Origin of the sequence: Stenotrophomonas sp. PS02300 (assembly GCF_029959395.1) — a bacterium.
Classification (GTDB): Bacteria; Pseudomonadota; Gammaproteobacteria; order Xanthomonadales; family Xanthomonadaceae; genus Stenotrophomonas; species Stenotrophomonas maltophilia_AD.
Map to the genome: position 1 here is coordinate 1 of NZ_JASCOP010000009.1, position 18602 is coordinate 18602.

Below are 18602 nucleotides of genomic sequence, written 5' to 3' on the forward strand. Positions count from 1 at the left end.
CATCGCTCCCACATCAGAGCCTTCTGGGCGTCGCTGTAGTAGATCCTTGGCCTGCGCTCCATCTGCAACACTCCTGCTGCCGGTAAGCAGTCTTCAGTGTGTTGCGTCGACCGGTTGAATCCAAGGCACAGATCGGGCACAGATCGGGGGTTCATGCGTGGGTTTTCGACATCGCGGGGCCGCGCAGCGGCTCAGTGCGTAGCCATTTCTCACCGAATCCCTAGGTAGCTGAAGCGATCGCCAGGCCGCTGAGCCTGAGGGAGCTTTTAGCGGCAGCAAGTCCTTCAGCGCGTGCTGGCTCAGCTTTGCTCCGCCCTCAGCATGCTACCTTTAGCGCCAGTCCCTTATGGGACGCCTATCTAAAACAGGCGGTGACTATGCCTCTAATGTTGCTGGACCCAGAACGCGGTGTGATGCTCGAGCTTCCGCTGGAAGCTGGTCTGCTGGAGTCGCTTCAGGAGCGACGCCCCCCCTCAATTGAGTAGCAAGCTGCTTTGGAGTCCAATCCCCAACGAGAAGGAGATTGGACGTGAAAAAGCGTTTCAGCGAAGAGCAGATCATCGGCTTCTTGCGTGAGGCCGAGGCCGGGCTGCCGGTCAAGGAGCTGTGCCGTCGGCACGGCTTCAGCGAGGCGTCGTACTACCTGTGGCGCAGCAAGTTCGGCGGCATGAATGTGTCGGAGGCCAAGCGCCTGAAGGAACTGGAGACCGAGAACGCGCGGTTGAAGAAGCTGTTGGCCGAGCAGGTCCTCGAGAACGAGGTGATCAAGGACGTGCTGCGAAAAAAATGGTGAGCGCACCCGCCCGACGCGAGCAGGTGCGCTACATGGCAAGAAAAGGACTCAGCGAGCGGCGCGCTCTGCGCGTGGTCGGCATGAGTGCCAGCGCACTGCGCTACACGCCTCGTCCGGACCGCAATGTAGAACTGCGGGCGCAGATCCAGGCCTTGGCGCATCGGCACAAGCGCTACGGGGTGGGCATGATCTACCTCAAGCTGCGGCAAGGCGGCCAGGTCGTGAACTACAAGCGCGTCGAGCGGCTGTATCAGCAGGCGAAACTGCAGGTGCGGCGGCGCAAGCGCAAGAAGGTGCCCCTGGGCGAACGGCAACCACTGATTCGTCCGGTTGCGGCCAACGAGGTGTGGTCGATGGACTTTATCTTCGATCGCACAGCCGACGGCCGTGTCATCAAGTGTCTGGTGATTGTGGATGACGCCAGCCACGAGGCGGTGGCAATCGAGGTCGAGCGTGCGATTTCGGGCCACGGCGTCAGCCGCGTGCTGGACCGCCTGGCACTCAGCCGTGGCCTGCCGAAGGTGATCCGGACCGATAACGGCAAGGAATTCTGCGGCAAGGCAATGGTGGCCTGGGCGCACGAACGTGGCGTGTCGCTGCGTCTGATCCAGCCGGGCAAGCCGAATCAGAACGCTTACGTTGAATCGTTCAACGGACGCCTGCGCGACGAATGCCTCAACGAACACTGGTTCCCGACACTGCTGCACGCGCGCACCGAGATCGAGCGCTGGCGGCGGGAGTACAACGAAGAGCGGCCGAAGAAATCGCTCGGCGGGCTAACGCCTGCCGCCTATGCCCAACAGCTGGCGGTGAAACCGCTACGATAAAGCCGGGCTCCAAACAGCTCCGCTACTGAAAGCGGGGGGACGTCGGGAGCAGTGTTCGAGAGCGGATCCGGTCAAGCTTCAGCGACTCGCCAATCGGGTTGCGCAGGCTGTCGGTCCGGTCGTTGACATGTACTTGGACTATGACTTGAGGCCACCGTCCCAGGCGCAGATCCAGTACGCGGTTGCCATTGCGCGACGAGAGGGGCTCGAGATCCCGGCCGACGTGCTGAAGAAAAAGGTTGCGATGGGCAAGTTCCTTGACCAGCACGCCAAAGGTGGTGCCCGAAGCGGTAAGTAAGCGCTTGCCTCTGCGCGCTGCTAGGATTGCTACCTATGTAGAAAAAGGCGGTCGCTTTCGGCTCGAAATCCGTCTTTTACAACAAAAACCTCTCTCAATGTATAAATGCGAGTTTCAATGATCAAGAAAAAGCCTTTAGATACAGGAACTTGCGATGGTTTCGCGTTGAGAGCGCTGCGATCTGTGGGTTCACAACCGTTCTAGAGGATACCTTTTAGTATCTGTTAACAAGGGCTCTTGGCGCATTTGCCAAGGGCCTTTTTTTGTTGTTAACGTTTTCCATCGGCTGCCGATTTCTCGGCTTACCGACTACCTTTCGGAAACGTCAACATGGCAGCTGGCTACAGGGTGAAAGTAGTTCGGTTCGAGTCTGGAGAGCGACTTCCGATGCTTCTGTGCAAGGAGTCGGGATCCCCCCTCTGGCATCCAAACCTATTTCTGGTGACCGAGCTTCGGGCAGCTGGGCTTGCCAAGAACACGCTCGAGCACGCGGCCAGGGCTGTGATGATTGCCCATCAAGTGTTTCGTCATCTCGGTATAGACATTCACGATCGAATCAATGAAGGTCGGCTCCTTACCCTTGGCGAGGTGGAGTCGCTCACCAAGCTGGCTGGATTGCGGCAAGATGAACTCGACGCTATGAGCCAGATGGATGAGTCAGCGCGAGCGGTGGTGTCTAGGGTCGTAACACTGGAGCAGGCCCGAATACGCCCCACGGTGAAAGCGCCGGCACAGGTAGGGGCCGACACGAAGGCAACCCGTATGGCATTCATTCGCGACTACATCTCCTGGCTAACAGCGGGTCGGCGCCTGAAGCTGGATGTGGGACATCCTCACAACCACAGCTTGCTCGAGGCCACTCAAACATTCGTCAGCCTTATCAATGCCAGAATGCCCAGCCGCCACTCCGCGCAGGCTAGCCGTCAGGGGGTAGACGCGGAGGTCCGTGCACGAATTCTCGAGGTCATTGATCCCGACAGTGCGGACAACCCCTGGAAGAACAGGCACGTCCGGGTTCGTAACCAACTGATCTTCCTCTGGCTACTCCTTCTGGGCGTTCGCAACGGCGAGCTGCTTGCTACCTACGCTAGTGACGTCAACATTCGGACCGGGGAGGTCACGATCGTTCGGCGGCCCGGCAACCCCGAAGAACCGCGAAAAAGCCCGCCGCTTGTCAAAACGCGAGGTCGCCTACTTGCACTGGGTCCTGATCTGGCGGAGCTGATCAAGAGTTACATAATGGGGGAGCGAGCAAAGATCAAAGGTGCGCGCCGCCATCCCTATCTCTTCGTGGCGACGGGAACAGGCCAACCGCTGTCAAAGCCGGCGCTCAACAAACTATTCAGGGAGCTGCGTAGCAAGGTCCCCGGTCTTCCTGATGACCTCTCCCCGCATGTCTTGAGGCACACCTGGAACGACGACTTCTCTGATCTCATGGATAGCCAAGGTGTGGCTGCAGAAGACGAAGAAAGGATGCGGACCCAGACGATGGGCTGGTCACCCAGGTCGAAGATGGCTTCGCACTACACGAAAAGGCATGTGCAGCGAAAAAGCAATGAGGCGTCGCTGGAGATGCAAGCCAAGTCATTTAGCCGCCCTGTGAGGAGGAGAAGGTGAAACATGACCCCTTATATCAGGAGGAATCTAGCGAGGCGCGTGCACTCACTGTATGGGTAGGTAGTTGCACTAAGTCGGGCATCGAGTTCGATCCAGGCGACGATATCTGGGCATACCGCGATGGTGTCAATAGCATTTATTTGGACTTCAATCAGCTGCCAAACGCTTCGCCAGTGCTGCGCAGTGGGGCCAAGTCCGTATTGACGTGGTATGCAGAGAATCGCTCTCCCGACCATCTAAAGAATATGTTTCAAAGGCTGCAGCACTTCCTGCGTGCTACGCCAAAGGATATTTCCAGCATCACAGCCGCAGATCTGCTGAACTACCGTGCAGGCCTCCATCAGTCGACGGAATGGTACTTGGGAGCCTTCGCGGGGTTTCTCCGCAAATGGCTCCAGCTGGGCTACCCAGGGGTCGGTGAAGACGTCGAGCTGCTTCTCAAACAATTGCGGCTCAAGGGCAATGACAAGGGTGTGTCTGTACTTACATGGGATCCACATGATGGTCCATTCACCCATGTCGAAGAAGAGGCGCTGCAATTGGCGCTCAATCAAGCATATGCAAAAGGGGATGTGTCTACAGCAGATTTCACCTTGGCGTGGCTTTTCATCCTATTGGGTCAGCGTAGCAAGCAGTACGCGTCCTTAAAGGTCTGCGATGTTAGGGTGGAAACAGATGCTGATGGGATGCTGAAGTATTCCATCCAGATGCCTAGCGCTAAGAAGGGTGCCAAGTTTTCGCGTGCTCAGTTCGTAGAACGCCCGCTTGTCGAGCAGTTTGGTGAGCATGTCAGTTCGTACGCTGAGAGCGTTCGCGCACGCTTCTGTTCGATCTTAGACGATGCAGGGCAAGCTCCTCTCTTTCCCTCTGTGCGCTCGAAGGGGGGTGCCCAAGGATTTGAATTCCATCGGACTGCCGTCATGATTGGCCGGACGATTACGACCGTTCTCGAAAGCCTGTCAGTGGTCTCCGAGCGCACGGGTAAGGCGATGAGCATAAGCGGTGTCCGGTTCAGGAGAACGATCGGCACGCGAGCTGGAGAAGAGGGGTACAGTCCTTTGGTCATCGCCCGACTTCTCGATCACACAGACACCCAGAATGTTGGCGTTTACTCAGCCAGTTCGCCTGCAATCATCGAGCGCATTGATCGTGCCATTGCTATGGAAATGGCTCCCTTGGCCCAGGCGTTCGCGGGAACGCTTGTGCAGGGGTTGGGCGAGAATACGTCGAGGCGCGTAATCGATCTGCGTATTGATCGAAGCGGTTCCCCTATGGGCGATTGTGGAACACACGGATTTTGCGGATTCAATGCTCCGATCGCCTGTTACACCTGCTCCAGCTTCGAGGCTTGGATGGACGGGCCACATGAGGCGGTACTACAGCACCTGCTTGACCAGCGTGAAAAGCAACTCAGGGATTCTGATAAGCGCATCGCTTCCATCAATGACCGAACTATCTTCGCAGTTGCGGCCGTGATAGAGGAGTGCCGCCAGGTTAAGGCGCGTCATTGCTCACTCTGTGGAGCTAAAACCTGTGGCTAAAGTAGTTCTTTTTCAGCCGCTTAGTGAGCTAAATGCCGAGCAGAATGTCTCTGCGTTTATTGCTCTGTGCCGGAATGAGTTGACCATCTTTGGTGCCGAGCTTGCCTTCGATGATATGGCATGGGAGATCGCGGATTCTGTCAGGATCAAAGCTAGGCGAGGCGCGTTTCGCGCGATTTTTAGCTCATGGGACTCAGTTAACGAGCGCGCACCACGCCCGATGCCCGAGCCCTTTGGTTCTTTCGCCAAGTCCTACCTTCGATATCAGCATGGGATGCGGCCAACGAAGTGTATAGGGTTTCGGCTCGCCTCCCTGCGAGCGTTGGCGGCTGTACTGGAAGATCAGGGGTCTTGTAACGTCGCTTCAGTCACTGCGGCGACCTTCAATAGAGCGGCTCTACTCATCCGGGCTAAGTTCAGCCCATCTGCGGGCTATCGAGTCGGTTCGCAATTGGAGATGCTTGCGTCGTTCATTGATGACAATCGCTTAGCGGCAGTCCCATTGCGCTGGTCCAATTCCATACCTCGCCCGACGGAGGCGAACGGCAGGGTAGGAGACGAGTTTGAGGCTGCCCGGCAGGCTAAGCTTCCCAGCCCCCGCTCGTTGGAATGCCTAGCACTGGCCTTTCGCGCAGCGAGTGAGCCTGCTGATCTGTTTGTGACGTCGGCGGCGGGGATCATGTGCTCGGCCCCGGATCGGGTGAATGAAGTTTTGCTGCTTAGAGCGGAGCCTGAGGTCATAACAGCTCGTCCCGATGCGTCGCCGGCATATGGGCTGCGGTTCTGGCCTTCCAAGGGTGCAGACCCCATGGTCAAGTGGGTTGTGCCATCTATGAGTTCGGTCGTGCGCGAGGCCGTGAGAAGACTCAATGATCTATCAGCAGAGGCGCGTCGCGTGGCGCGCTGGTACGAACGCAATCCCAAATCGATGTTCCTCCCACCACATCTCGAGCATTTTCGCGGCGGTGACTTGTCAATTGCAGAGCTCGGCGAGATCCTATTTGCAGAATCGGTGTCGCCCGCGAGCACTAGGGCGTGGTGTTTGGGTAATGGCGTGCCTGTCGAGAAGCGTCGCGGCAGAATAGTAGTCAAGTTCTCGGATGTTGAGGCTTCTGTCATCAGCTTCCTGCCCCGAGGGTTCCCATGGTTGGACGTCGATTCTGGTCTGCGGTACAGCGAAGCGCTTTGCGTAGTTCGGCGTAATGAGTTGCATCGGACTAAGCGGACGTTTCGTTGCGTCATCGAGGCGTCAGATCAGAACTTTATCTCTACCGGTCTTGGTGGTCGTACAGAGCACGGGTTCAAGTCCGTCTTCGATCATCTGGGCTACTTCGATTCAGACGGATCTCCAATCGTCATTCGTACTCACCAATTCAGACACTATCTGAATACCTTGGCTCAGGCCGGTGGCATGAGTGAACTCGACATCGCAAAGTGGTCGGGTCGGAGTGACATTCGTCAGAATGACTCATACAACCATGTCTCTGATCGCGATGTCCAGGCTCGGCTGGTGGGCTTACGTCGGGAAAGGCAGCGGGAGTCGGTGACTGAACTGGCGGCCGAACCGCTGCCGCAGGTCCGCGTTAGTCTAATTCCTCGAGACAAGTTCAAGGGAATGGGTATCCAAGCCGCGCACACAACCGATTTCGGAGTCTGCGTGCACGACTTCGTCATGTCTCCTTGCGCCCTGCACCGTGACTGTACGAATTGTAACGAGCAGGTGTGTATCAAGGGCGACGAAATCGGTGATGCAAATACCCGTGCCAAGCTTTCCGAAACCACTAGTCTGCTAGCTGAGGCAGAAGCTGCGGAGGCTGAAGGGATATATGGTGCGTCGCGTTGGGTTGAACACCAAAGGCTGACGCTAACAAGACTGTCGGAGCTTGTGGCAATTATGGACGATCCGCAAGTTCCATTAGGTGCGCTAATCCGCTTGACTCACATTCGTCCGGCCTCTCGGGTTCGGCAGGCAGTGGATGCCCGCCGGTTGTTGGATCAACGTGACGAAGAGCAGGTGACAATGAAATGGGCGATCGAAGTGCGAGGCACGGCTTCATGAGAAGAGCAAAAAATCTTAGTGATGAAGATATCGCTAGAATTGTCGGAATTCTTGATGGCTGGTCAGGTCGTTTGACTTGGCAATCTCTGCTGGACGCGGTGGAGCGGCACCTCTTTACGCGGTATACGCGGCAAGCGTTGCATAAGCACGCTCGGATTCAGCAAGCCTTCGAACAGCGTAAGGCGGGGTTAGCCGCAAAAGGTGGGCATCTGCGAAAGGTCGAGGATGTCCCTGAAATGCAGATTGCTATGGACCGAATTCTACGGCTGGAGGCGGAACTAGAACGCGTCTATCGCGAGAACAACTGCCTACTGGAGCAGTTCGTAAGGTGGTCGTACAACGCGAGCCTACGAGGCCTAGATGCTGAGTGCCTGAACTCTCCCTTGCCATCGGTGAGAGGGGCCGATTCTGGCGGTCGGCTACCTGGCAGTGTTGGGTCCTTTTCCTCCAAGAAGAGCTAACCTAGCCTCAACGAGTACCAATTACCCGATCCCATGCGAGGTTCCAGGTTTGGACCAGCCGCGGATGAACTGTTCTTGCTCATGCGTCTCGATTGCTCCGGGTCTGACCTGACGAACCATGTGCATGGCATGTTCTGCAGATTTAGCGGCTCCAGTGTCCAGTAGCAACAGGCAGGCTACGGTTCCCGCTCGTCCCAGGCCGCCCTTGCAGTGCACAATAGCTCGACCCCCACACAGTATTCTCTCGCAGAGTGCAGGCCCCACCTTTCGCCATTCATCAAGAAAGGCATCCGCTGGGCCTGCACCATCTACGATCGGTAGGCCAAACCATCGGAGACCTAGGGCTGCTGCTCGTTTGGGTAGTGCAGCGATCCTGAGTTCATCGAATTCCCATGGCTCAAGTAGGGACACTAGGTAGGTCGCCCCCCACTCACGAATTGCGCGCAGATCCAATTCTAAGTCTCGATTCCACGCGCCGGTCATAGCGGACTCTTGATACTTGCCAGGAGCGAACGTTATGCCTATTGCCCCGCCGCTAGTCCCGACGTTGAGCGTGGCAATATGCAGAGGGTGGGTATGGCTGGTTCTAAACACTCTCTAAACCTCATTGCGAGGAGTGAACAAGCAACGACCTATGCGCTGGTCGACGCTTGTGCTGTGGATTTCGAGTTGGTGTAACGATCCTCCTACACTATTCAAGTGGGCCGCGCTAACGCTAAAGATGATCTTCTTTTCGACTGGATTCAAGAAGTACCAGTAGGCTCGCGAGGGGCCGATAGCCGCATACCAGTAGGCTCACGCCGAGCCAGAAGCTGCGTACCAGTAGGCTCACGGAATAGACAGCGACCGGTTGCGCGCGCAAAGTACAAGCGGGTACTAAGGGCAGAGGTAGCATATGAAGCCGACCGTGCTGGCGTTGGATCTAGAAGGAACACTCATTTCCAATGCGATCAGTCAGATTCCAAGGCCTGGTCTCCACAGGTTCCTTTTAGACGTCCAATCGCAGTTCAATCAGTTGGTGATGTTCACTACCGTGCCGGAGGATCGCTTTCGCGTCATCGCTGAACTACTAGGCCGCGAAGGAAGTGCTCCTATCTGGTTTGCGAGTCTCAACTACGTTCAATGGGCGGGGAAGACCAAGGACCTGCGGCTCGTCGCGCCGCGCCTTGGGGAAGCGTTGCTACTCGATGATCATGGACCGTATGTCCATCCGGGACAGGAGTACTTATGGGTTCAGATTCCGCTTTTTGCATCCCCATATCCTCCAAGCGATGATGGGCTCTTGATTGCGTCTCGACGTTTAATTGAACGAGTCAACGCAGCAACAGCTCCGCCAGGGTCGCCACTTGATAAGCGGCGACCGCTGATGCGCGAGCCTATGGCGATTCCTCTCGGGGGCGGCGCTCAGTCCCTGACGCCAGTTCCTCAGATCCTGCTATGCGCTGCTGTGGAGCGGGAGGCGCTAGCCGCTCAATGGCTTAGTGCGGGCGAAGTCGCCGCCGGACTCGGCTTGCCGGTGAGCACCGGTAGTTGTCGCGTAGGTCAGTTGCGGCGCACCGGCTGCTTGCTAGGTGTCTACATCGCGAAACCCGTGTCCAGCTATCGCTACCCGACTTGGCAGTTCGACGCCAATGGCCGACCACCTGATCATCTTGCCGAAATCTTGATGACGTTGCGCGGTGATAGGAGGTTCGCGTGCGAGCCGGACGGGCTGCGTCGAACCACCGGTTGGGGCGAGGTCGAGTGGCTGCTGTCTCCCCACGCGCTGCTCGATGGTGCCGCTCCCGCGGAGGTCCTAGTCAGCGACTCGGCCAGTGTGCTGAAGGCAGCGCGTGCCGAGTTCTTGGCCGACGGCTGATCGTTCAGGTGAATTCACCGGCTCTCGTCACGGGGCTCTGAGAAGAAGCGACGCTACCTGCACGCCTAAGCTCAGCTCTGCAATCACCGGTTGCTGCGTGCTGCTAGTCCCGACCATGCATATAGCCTCGCAATTTGCATTCACTTGAGGATGCTCTGAACAGTTCGCCCGGACCTCTATTTCCACGAGTCGCGGCACCGAGCACCGCGGCGGGCGAGGAAACTGATACCTGAAAAGTGGTTTTGAGGTTCCTTTTCGGAACCTCCAGGCAGATTTATCCCTGGGCCGGCATCAGCTGCCGGCGTGCCATCCACAGATCACACAGGGCAAACAGGGTCAGCACCTGAGCGGCGTTCTTCACCAAGCCGCGATAGCGAACCTTGGTGTATCCGAACTGGCGCTTGATGACTCTGAAGGCGTGCTCGACCTTCGCCCGCAGGCTGGCTTTCCAGGTTTCCCAGCGCTCCTGGTAGCGCCGCTCCCTCGCGTTCTTGATTGTCTTCACTTTGCCGCGCTTCTTTGCAATCAGGAACGCGGCTTTACAGTCCTTCAGTTCGGGTCGCGAGTCTGCGCCTGTGTAGCCGCTGTCGCCGAGGATGCACGCCTCCTTGCCGTGTAGCCGCGCGTGGGTGACCGTTACGTGGCCGACGTTGGCCGCCGTGCACTTCGCATGGCGAGCCAGTCCGGAGAACTCATCGACCCCGATATGCGCCTTCATGCCGAAGTACCACTGGTTGCCTTTCCGGGTCTGATGCATCTCCGGATTGCGCGACTTGTCCGCGTTATTTGTTGAACTTGGCGCGTGAATGATGGTGGCGTCCACGATCGTTCCCGCACCCAGGCTCATGCCTTTGCGCTGCAAATGGGCGTTCACTGCGCTAAGCAGTTCTGACGCCAGCCCATGTGTCTCAAGCAGTCTGCGGAAGTTGAGGGTCGTGGTCTCATCAGGAACACGGGCCAAGCCGTTGATCCCGGCGAAACGGCGCACCACCGCCGTGTCATACAGTGCCTCCTCCATGGACGGATCGCTGAGCGCGTACCACTGTTGCAGGAAATGTACACGCAGCATTGTCGCCAAAGGATACGGCTGGCGGCCGCGACGACCCGTCTTCGGGTAGTCCGGCTCGATCAGTGCCAGCAGGCGCTTCCACGGCACGACCTGGTCCATCTCAGCAAGGAACCGCTCACGCCGGGTTTGCTTGCGCTGGCCCGGCCCTCCGCGTCACCGAACGTCAGTTGCATGATCGACCGTCACTCTTCATCTCATGGCTAGCGGCCGGCACTACCATGAAATCTTCCTCATATTTGTTCAGAGCATCCCTTATGCTTTACCTTACTGATGGAAGGACTTCAACGCATCTTGCGAGCGGGTATTCAACCCCTCATTGCACGGGCGGCCGGTTGTTGCTTTGAGGCAAGTTGCTCTCTCACTCGATGACATGAAGGTGAGATATCTTCCCGGATCAAAAACACAGATCAATCTGCCAGGAAAACCGCATCCGCACGGGCCTTCAGCTCCTTTGTCTTCCTTCGGTCGCGGCTCTCCAGATACTCACAAAGACGTGATCGAACGAACGGAAGCATTCTCAGCTTCTGGGAAGATTGATCAAGGATTGAGCCTTCACTTTCGAACCAGTCACGAACGTCCCTTGCTTCTTGCTCACTACCAAAGACCTGCTCCAGCGCTTCTACCTGCAGATCATCCATGTAGAGAACCTGGTGTAGCCAAGAGACCTCGCGCGGACTCATCCACATGACGACGCGTTGGTGTAGCTCCTTCAAGCTGGTAGAACTACGCCCGCCACTATCGAGCTCATCGATCAAAAGCGAAAGATGGTATGGAAGACCAGAGGACTCCAGCCAAGCGCGCTCCTTCTCCGCTGTATCGACAATGCCAAACTCCGCCAGAAGCTCGTCCACTTCAGCCTTCTCAAGGGGCTTGAGCACAATTGCGCGTCTAAGCTGCGCCTCGTAGTCCTTCCAGAGAGGGTTTGTGGCCTTGAGCTTGAACCTCGTTAGCACGATCAAAGTTGCATCGATGTCGCTGCTCTTGAGCTTGTTTAGGAATTTGGGGATCAGAAGTCCGCCGAGCTGCTTATGAAGCGCCTCATAGTCTTCCACAACGAAGAGCAACCGTTCCAACCGCTTGATCTTACCGTGCCCCGGCTTGAGCTTGCCTTCGTGCTCACCCAGCAGGATCGCCTTTAGATCTGCTACCAATGCATTCGCAAGGACCTCTTCAGGATCTTGCTTAGCAGCCTCACGGAGGGATGAGGCGGAACCGATACCGAGCCTTTCCCAGATACGGATGGATTCTGAAGACAAGGCCTTGATTTCACTCGCGGCCCCGGGGAGCTCGTCGGCGGCCTCCTTCACTGCCTCAGGGTCCACAAATTCTTTGACCTTCGGCACGAACATGCCGACACGCTGAACGATGGATGCACCTGACTTTATCAGCTTAGCAATTCCCTCGAGGTCTTCAGTGTTTACTCCGCGCTCCAAGAGTTCCTTGGTGATCTCACCCCTGATCTTAGAGACAGCCTCAATTGCTTCACGGGTCTTCGGGAAGTAGTAGCCTGATGGCTTCAACCCGATTCCCGGCCCAACTGCAGAGCGCACAAGCGAGCCAACCAGCTGATCAATGGCTGCGGCAGTGAACTCGCCAGTTGAGCCATCTATCCCCCGGTTAGCTCCTACCAACTCTATCCTCAGGAAACCCAGGCTATCCAAGTCAATGGATCGCATGGCCTTGGCAAACACGCTACTTTTGCCAATTCCACTGGGACCTTCAATGCTCTGAATCTTCAAGCCCTTGCTTGGCGATCCTGAAAGCAGATCCTCGAGCACCTGCGCTTCACGCTGACGGCCAACAAATCCTTCCATGTGAATCTCCTGATCATGCGTAGTTCAAGACGGAGTTACTTCCCTGGGCGCCCACTCAGGCGCAGCCTTGCAACACGCTATCGGCCGAGTTGGGGCTAACTTTACAGTCCGCAATGTGTCGGCATGCACATTCTTGAAGAATGGTTGTGGATCGAGCAATCAACCGTTCTCTTGTCGCTTTCGGCCAGTATTATCAGACATGGGCGTGGATGTGCGGCGACCTGGCCGAGGCCCGCAACATCGCCTGAGCACTTTCGATCACGGAGGACCGAACGATGAACCCGTACTTTCTTGACGACACTCTTCCTACACCCACACCTCGAGTTCTACTGGGGCATCTGGCGTCAATGGAGACCATCGGCCGCCGTCAGCTCAGATTGTCCTTTGACGCGATCCCATACAGATGGGCACTTCGCTCCTGGCGGCAGTACGGGGACGTTGAGCCTGAACCTGAGTACGTATCGCGGTTCTTTGAGGAGGTTCCGCTGTTTCACCTCGATGTCATTGTGCGCGGTTTCAATGAACGCGAACTCGTTGAGGTTGTAACCGACCTCGCGCCGCCCGACAGGCGTGCGGAGGGCACCATAGTGGGGCGGTGGATAGGCCTCATGTTCCGTCCCACACCCGCTGGCGACGCGATCAGCTATTCCAGCATTACTGACGCCGGAACCACGGGGTTCTTGGGGCTTGCCCACCTCCCCGAACCACCTCTGATTGAGCACCTCAACAGGTTGAGGCCTGAAGTCGCCCATGTGAATGCCGATCACTGGGCTCTCCGCGCTGTGCTTGACAGCATTCCGCGCCCCCACGCGATGGCCGTACTGGACGTGGGTCAAGCTTCTTCCAACGTGATGCTCGGTGAAACCGGGCGGCCTCTTCTCTACTTTGATGTTGGCCGGGCCATCGGGGCGAACGCGTGGACCACCCCCGCTGCGCTCAAGTTCTGCACCTGCCCAAACAACAAATCACCGGCGCCCGTTCTCATTTCGCATTGGCACGCGGATCACTACACCGCCACGTCATTGGACCCGGACCTGTTGAAGTGCACCTGGATTGTCCCCCACACCGTCAATCCTGCTCACATGGCGTTCCAGAACGGAATTCTAGTTGCCGGCTCCCAGGTGCTCCAGTTGCCCCCGGTCTTTGCCGATCTTAAGTTCGGCACGTCTGGGAGCTATACCCTTACGCAGTGCACCGGAACCGGGAACAATCTCAACAATCGCGGCAATGCCCTGATGGTGGATTGGAGGGGTTTAAACTGGTTGCTTCCCGGCGACGCCAGCTACAAGTACATCAGCTTGGTTAAGGATCGAGAATTCACCGCCGTGGTTGCTACTCATCATGGTGGCTTCTTTGCAGGCAATACTGTGCCCACAAGGGCACCGGGCTATGCCCGACTGGTGTATTCGTTCGGACACAACAACGTCTTTGGCACGGCGATGCACCCGCTCCCCGCCTCGGTTGCCAAGCATAAGACGCAATGGAACCACGGTAACTGGATCCCAGCACTTCCGCCCGGTCTGGTGTCGCCCGGCGTCGCTGGAGACGTTCGCGCCACAGCGGTGCACGGCGTCATGCTTTTCCCAGGTATTGCGCCGCCGACGCATTCTGGCGCGGTGGCGATTGGGTGGCAGGGGCCACCGGCCCTTGCAGGGTTAGCGGCACCATGCCCGACCTGCGGGAAGTCGTTCAATATTCAGCAGACCTGAGGGGCGCGACCGTTGTGCGTGTAAGCACCTTTTCGTCCAATGGTCATGCTTTAAGGCGCGCTGCGGATTCAATGGCGGTCGTCTTGCGAGCGACCCTATCGGACCCCCGTCCATGCCTTGTGCGGCGCGGTGTCGGCTCCATTCGGGTTTCCGATTTTGCTTAGAGGTGCTCTGAGCAGTTAACCCGGAGAGCTGTTTCTACGAGCCGCGACGGCGGGCAACGTCACCGAGGAGGTATTTTCTATCTGAGAGGTGGCTTTGGACGTGCCTTTTCGGCACCTCCGGACGGATTTACCCTTGGGCGGGCATCAATTCCCTGCGGGCCATCCACAGATTGGACAGGGCAAACAGGGTCAGCACCTGAGCGGTGTTCTTCGCCAAGCCGCGATAGCGGACCTTGGTGTACCCGAACTGGCGCTTGATGAGTCTGAAGGGGTGCTCACCTTCGCGCGTAGGCTGGCCTTCCAGGTTTCCCACCGCTCCTGGTAACGCCGCTCCCTTGCGTTCCTAATCGCCTTCACCTTGCCGCGCTTCTGTGCAATCAGGAAGGCGGCTTTGCAGTTCTTCAGCTCTGCTCGGGAGTCCGCACCGGTGTATCCGCTGTCGCCAAGGATGCACGTCTCCTTGCCGTGCAGAAGCGCATGTGTGACCGTTACGTCGCTGACGTTGGCCGCCGTGCATCTGAGTGGTGAACCAGTCCGGAGAACTCATCGACCCCGATATGCGCCTTCATGCCGAAATACCACTGGTTGCCTTTACGGGTCTGGTGCGTTTCCGGATCGCGCGCCTTGTCTGCGTTCTTGGTTGAACTTGGCGCATGAATGATGGTGGCGATCCACGATCGTTCCCGCACGCAGGCTCATGGCGTTGCGCTGCAGATGGGCGTTCACGGCGTTAAGCATTTCTGCCGCAAGTCCGTGTGCCTCAAGCAGTTTGCGGAAGTTGAGGATCGTGGTCTCATCAGGAATGCGCGCCAGGCCGCCAATGCCGGCGAAACGACGCATCACCGCCGTGTCATACAGCGCTTCCTCCATGGACGGATCGCTGAGTGCGTACCACTGCTGTAGAAAATGCACACGCAGCATTGTCGACAATGGTTACGGCTGGCTTCCGCGACTGCCCATCTGCGGGTAGTGCGGTTCAATCAGTGCCAGCAGGCGCTTCCACGGCACGACCTGGTCCATCTCGGCAAGGAACCGCTCACGCCGGGTCTGCTTGCGCTGCCCCGGGCCGTCCGCATCACCAAATGTCAGCTGCATGGTCGACCACCACTGTACATTTCATGGTCGACTAGCGTGCCGGCCAGCTGCCGGCACTACCATGCAACTTCCCTCATATTTGTTCAGAGCATCCTTAACTACCATTTTGGCCGATGGATATGGGGAGCGGTAGGGAGCAGGTTCACGGCCACTGGCCGCGTGAGGATATGAATAGATGCATTGTGTAGCGCGACTGCATCGCTTCGTCGGGAAGCTCAATCTTCTCCTGATAGCAAATTGAGCGGGCATATGCGATCTGCGCCTTAGTAGGCCTTTTGATGTCCCAGTCGAGCATCTCGGGTACCAATCTGGAGAACTCGGCAGCTAGGCGCTTGGACAGCAAACCGGCATCCGCGCCCTCTTGGATCTCTGCAATCTGGCGCCGCAGATCTTGTTCCGACTCTTGGCTCAGGGAAAGCTCCAAGGTGAACTCGGACTCAGCATCCACTAAAAAGAAGCTCATAGTCTTCCCTCGCCCAAGTTACGAAGAATGCACTGGCCTCTAGGAGGCCCAGGTCATCAAGATGCTACCGTAAGTACTGTAGACCAAAAGTACTACGGAATTAAAGCTTAGGGGGTGAGTACTCCCAAGCACCAGCTAGCCCTTGGCGCCGCCGTGAAGGCGAGACGAACGGCACTGGGATTTTCCCAGGAGGACTTCGCAGACAAACTGGGCATGCACCGGACGCAGCTTGGTCACATTGAGCAAGGAAAGAAGGACTGCCGGTTATCCACCGTGATCAGACTCGCAGATGCGCTCGGTCTATCAGCGTCGAGCCTGCTTCGAGGGGCGGATCTTTAGCGACTGGCAGTTCTTAGGTTGCGCGGCGCCCACTTTGGGCCTGGCTAGGCTCAGACTGTGACGCTGACAACGGCAATGTGGCCCAAAGCCCGTGTCCTCGACCTTGCGCAAAATGCGGCTGGGACGGGGGATACGGAGCTCGTCCGCGAATGATTTATCCACGGCGCGGCCTCAACTGCTCAAGCCACGCTCGGTCGATTGCTGGTATGCAGGTTGTCCCTCATCCGGACCTCCTGAGGCTTCGTTCAGCAGGCGCGGGAGGCAAGGCATGAACATGGCGGAACTCATCTGGCGTGTAGATGCTCTCCATGCGATCTGAGGTGCAGCTTGGCGACGCTGGGCGGATGCCACTTCCCCTTTGCCACGCGCTTTTGCACGAAAACACGATAGGCCTCGGGGGTGGGAGGAGACTTCCGCTAGTGTCTGCGTTGGTTACATGACCAGCACGCGGCAGCGATGTTGCCGGCCACGTCCCTACCGCCATCTTGCTGAGCCAACAGATGCTCGGCTGTGCAGCGGAGCGGAGTGGCGGTTCTGGCGCTGAGGCCGAACGGCTTTAATTCGTCGGGTGAAGTGTTCCACATCGGCAGGCTGCAATAGCAGCAGCGGCCCTTCTGAGCGTGGAAAGCGTCGGTTCTCAAGCGTTGGAGTTTGGGCATGCTTAGATCTCAAAAGACAGGAAAAACTATCCCGTCGTCGCGTGTGCGATCGGATCGGGAACCTGTTGCCTTGAGCTAAGCAGGCAATGCGCCGGCGGGAATCCCCGCGCGGCAAGCGAGTTATCGCGCGCCAGGGTGTTGGCTGTCAAGATGGCGCCATGACTATCCTTGACCAAAACATCGATCTGTTCGATACCTCGGTAAACATACATCCGGCCCGGGCCAGCGGGGAGGTGGCCGATGCCTGAGGGCGGCGCAGCACATGACGAGTTGTCGGTTTGGATGGAGGAGCCGCGCGTGCAGCGGGCACTGGAGTGGGCCGACCACGTGCGGCGTTGGAACGAGGAGAAACTCTACGGGCTGGTTCTGCATGGGCCGGAGCCAGACCACATGGCGGTCGTAGCTTTCGCGGTGGTTCACGAACACCAATCGTCAGTTATGCTCCTCGTCAAGCACGGGCTGTCGGGCTCTGCCACAGCGCTGATGCGGCCATCTTTTGAAGCGTTTGTGCGCGGGCTGTGGCTGCAATGGGCCGATGATCAGGAGTTGGCGCGGTTCCAGAAGGGCCATGACACTGCAGCCCCAGAGAAGATGATCCGCAGGGTGGTCCAGCGTTCCGGTGAAAAGCGCTAAGCGGATTTGTTGGATACCTGGGAGAAGTCGCAGAAGTCAATGCACGGCTACGTCCACCATGGCTACCAGTCCTTGATCCGTCGCTCCGGCGTAATCGAAACTTCTCCTGACGAGGTGGTGGATTTGTTGGGATTCAGCACGTCGATGGCTCTTCATGCTTCTCTCGAAACCGTCGAACTGGCCGGAAAGCGGGTCCCAGAGGAGGAAGTGGCTACCCGACCTCAGTGGGTTGCAGAGAAGCAATTGGAGATCTTCGCTATGCTGCGGTCGATGGGGCTGGTTCAGGTGTTGGGTGAGGCGGCGCCCGCTCCCCCGACCAAACTTGCCAATTGAGACTTGCCAATCGAGCAGGCGTGTTCCCGTGGTTGTCCGCAAATGGACACTAGATGGGTAGAAAATTAGGGCTTTCTACGGGCAAGGTCCATGTCGTCCCGTGGCGGGAAATGGAGGGCTGGCTGCCCGGGAGTCGCCCAGCTTGCCAGCGAAGCTATGCCCACTTAGGATCTAGTTCTACTGGATTGAAAGCCTTAGATGCGACGCTTTGTGGGTAGGGGCGTGCCCCCCCCCAGGTCGACCAGGGGGTATTTGCGGCGGAGTTGCCGTTCCATATGGAAATTCGGGGAAAAAGATGGATCTGTTTACAAAGAACGGCAAGCCTCTGCAGGTGAATGGGGAATTTGTTTACAGCCGCTCGGGCGCAGTTATAGGTCGCATCAAAGGCGAGCGTGTTTTTGGCCCCGATGGAAAGTATGTGGGCTCTATTGTTAAAGATCGCCTGATTTACCGATCTACTCAAAGCGCAGCAATCAGTTCGCCGTTCTCCAAGGCGCGCTGTGCTGGCACTGCCAGGGTGAACAGGGTGGGTTCGGCCGCTTGGGGCGATGAGCCGACCATTCCCGACTAAGGGTGCTGTTCATGCGCTTGCCGTTCAACGGGAGGTTCTCGCGGACGACGCTCAGGAATGGGATGGGGTTTCAGAACGATGGGCATCCGCTCTAGTTCCGACGCAACAGCGATTAAGCGAGATTCGGGGGATCTATCGAGGGCGGGTCGATGCCGCTTTGGGTCGGAAGCAGGCGTCTTCCCGGTTGCCAATCTCTTGCAGGTTCCGGGTCTTCAGCCGAACAGAAATGTCGCTATCAACGACAGCCAACCAAATCATCTTCGCTGCTATTGGTGACATGAGAGCGTCTTCCCTGGCGT

The 18602-nt window shown here is 57.6% G+C and carries 15 protein-coding genes and 1 pseudogene; 10 read left to right on the forward strand and 6 right to left on the reverse strand.

Annotated features, from left to right (window positions below; all coding sequences use genetic code 11):
* Positions 1 to 529: 529 nt before the first annotated feature.
* From QMX79_RS03520 to QMX79_RS03540, 5 genes are all read left to right on the forward strand, one after another.
* Positions 530 to 1620, forward strand: a protein-coding gene (locus QMX79_RS03520; RefSeq protein WP_149500787.1) for an IS3 family transposase whose coding sequence is annotated in 2 segments (ribosomal slippage) — positions 530 to 788 and positions 788 to 1620 — 1092 coding nt in all. Because the reading frame shifts where the segments join, the coding sequence is not laid out codon by codon here.
* A 127-nt stretch (positions 1621 to 1747) separates the two neighbouring features.
* Entirely contained in the window at positions 1748 to 1918 is a 171-nt protein-coding gene (locus QMX79_RS03525; RefSeq protein ID WP_180882534.1) for a hypothetical protein, read from the forward strand.
* Positions 1919 to 2248: 330 nt separating this feature from the next.
* Positions 2249 to 3535, forward strand: a complete 1287-nt coding sequence (locus QMX79_RS03530; RefSeq protein ID WP_282244454.1) for a tyrosine-type recombinase/integrase — start codon at positions 2249 to 2251, stop codon at positions 3533 to 3535.
* Positions 3532 to 5076: a site-specific integrase gene (locus QMX79_RS03535; protein ID WP_282244455.1), complete on the forward strand. Its 1545-nt coding sequence runs from the start codon at positions 3532 to 3534 to the stop codon at positions 5074 to 5076. Before QMX79_RS03530 ends, QMX79_RS03535 begins: the two co-directional genes overlap by 4 nt.
* Positions 5069 to 7135, forward strand: a complete 2067-nt coding sequence (locus tag QMX79_RS03540) for an integrase (RefSeq protein WP_282244456.1) — start codon at positions 5069 to 5071, stop codon at positions 7133 to 7135. Before QMX79_RS03535 ends, QMX79_RS03540 begins: the two co-directional genes overlap by 8 nt.
* Before the next feature lie 482 nt (positions 7136 to 7617).
* On the opposite strand, the gene QMX79_RS03545 is transcribed toward QMX79_RS03540, so the two are convergent.
* Positions 7618 to 8079, reverse strand: a complete 462-nt coding sequence (locus QMX79_RS03545) for a protein-tyrosine phosphatase family protein (RefSeq protein ID WP_282244457.1) — start codon at positions 8077 to 8079, stop codon at positions 7618 to 7620.
* A gap of 412 nt (positions 8080 to 8491) precedes the next feature.
* On the opposite strand from QMX79_RS03545, the gene QMX79_RS03550 reads away from it, so the two are divergent.
* Positions 8492 to 9454, forward strand: a complete 963-nt coding sequence (locus QMX79_RS03550; protein WP_282244458.1) for an NIF family HAD-type phosphatase — start codon at positions 8492 to 8494, stop codon at positions 9452 to 9454.
* 274 nt (positions 9455 to 9728) lie between these two features.
* On the opposite strand, the gene QMX79_RS03555 is transcribed toward QMX79_RS03550, so the two are convergent.
* Positions 9729 to 10696, reverse strand: a protein-coding gene (locus QMX79_RS03555; RefSeq protein WP_282244459.1) for an IS5 family transposase whose coding sequence is annotated in 2 segments (ribosomal slippage) — positions 9729 to 10666 and positions 10666 to 10696 — 969 coding nt in all. Because the reading frame shifts where the segments join, the coding sequence is not laid out codon by codon here.
* A gap of 234 nt (positions 10697 to 10930) precedes the next feature.
* Positions 10931 to 12337, reverse strand: a complete 1407-nt coding sequence (locus QMX79_RS03560; protein ID WP_282244460.1) for an ATP-binding protein — start codon at positions 12335 to 12337, stop codon at positions 10931 to 10933.
* Positions 12338 to 12684: 347 nt separating this feature from the next.
* Here QMX79_RS03560 and QMX79_RS03565 point away from each other — a divergent pair, with 347 nt between their 5' ends.
* The gene (locus QMX79_RS03565; protein WP_282244461.1) at positions 12685 to 14046 is read left to right on the forward strand and encodes a hypothetical protein; all 1362 of its coding nucleotides are present in this window, start codon (positions 12685 to 12687) and stop codon (positions 14044 to 14046) included.
* A 328-nt stretch (positions 14047 to 14374) separates the two neighbouring features.
* On the opposite strand, the pseudogene QMX79_RS03570 reads toward QMX79_RS03565, so the two are convergent.
* From QMX79_RS03570 to QMX79_RS03580, 3 genes and pseudogenes are all read right to left on the reverse strand, one after another.
* A pseudogene (locus QMX79_RS03570) lies at positions 14375 to 15305 on the reverse strand (IS5 family transposase); the annotation flags it as partial.
* Between the two features lie 142 nt (positions 15306 to 15447).
* Positions 15448 to 15768, reverse strand: a complete 321-nt coding sequence (locus QMX79_RS03575; RefSeq protein ID WP_282244462.1) for a hypothetical protein — start codon at positions 15766 to 15768, stop codon at positions 15448 to 15450.
* A gap of 755 nt (positions 15769 to 16523) precedes the next feature.
* A complete protein-coding gene (locus QMX79_RS03580; protein WP_336618850.1) occupies positions 16524 to 16766 on the reverse strand; it encodes an HNH endonuclease in 243 nt (80 codons plus the stop codon).
* A 240-nt stretch (positions 16767 to 17006) separates the two neighbouring features.
* On the opposite strand from QMX79_RS03580, the gene QMX79_RS03585 reads away from it, so the two are divergent.
* The 3 genes from QMX79_RS03585 (at position 17007) to QMX79_RS03595 (ending at position 18303) form a co-directional block, all read left to right on the forward strand.
* Positions 17007 to 17399 (forward strand): hypothetical protein, encoded by a 393-nt coding sequence (locus QMX79_RS03585; RefSeq protein WP_282244463.1) that lies wholly within the window; start codon positions 17007 to 17009, stop codon positions 17397 to 17399.
* 9 nt (positions 17400 to 17408) lie between these two features.
* Complete coding sequence (locus QMX79_RS03590; protein ID WP_282244464.1) at positions 17409 to 17732, forward strand: hypothetical protein; 324 nt, start codon at positions 17409 to 17411, stop codon at positions 17730 to 17732.
* A gap of 295 nt (positions 17733 to 18027) precedes the next feature.
* Positions 18028 to 18303 (forward strand): hypothetical protein, encoded by a 276-nt coding sequence (locus QMX79_RS03595; protein ID WP_282244465.1) that lies wholly within the window; start codon positions 18028 to 18030, stop codon positions 18301 to 18303.
* Positions 18304 to 18602: the final 299 nt, after the last annotated feature.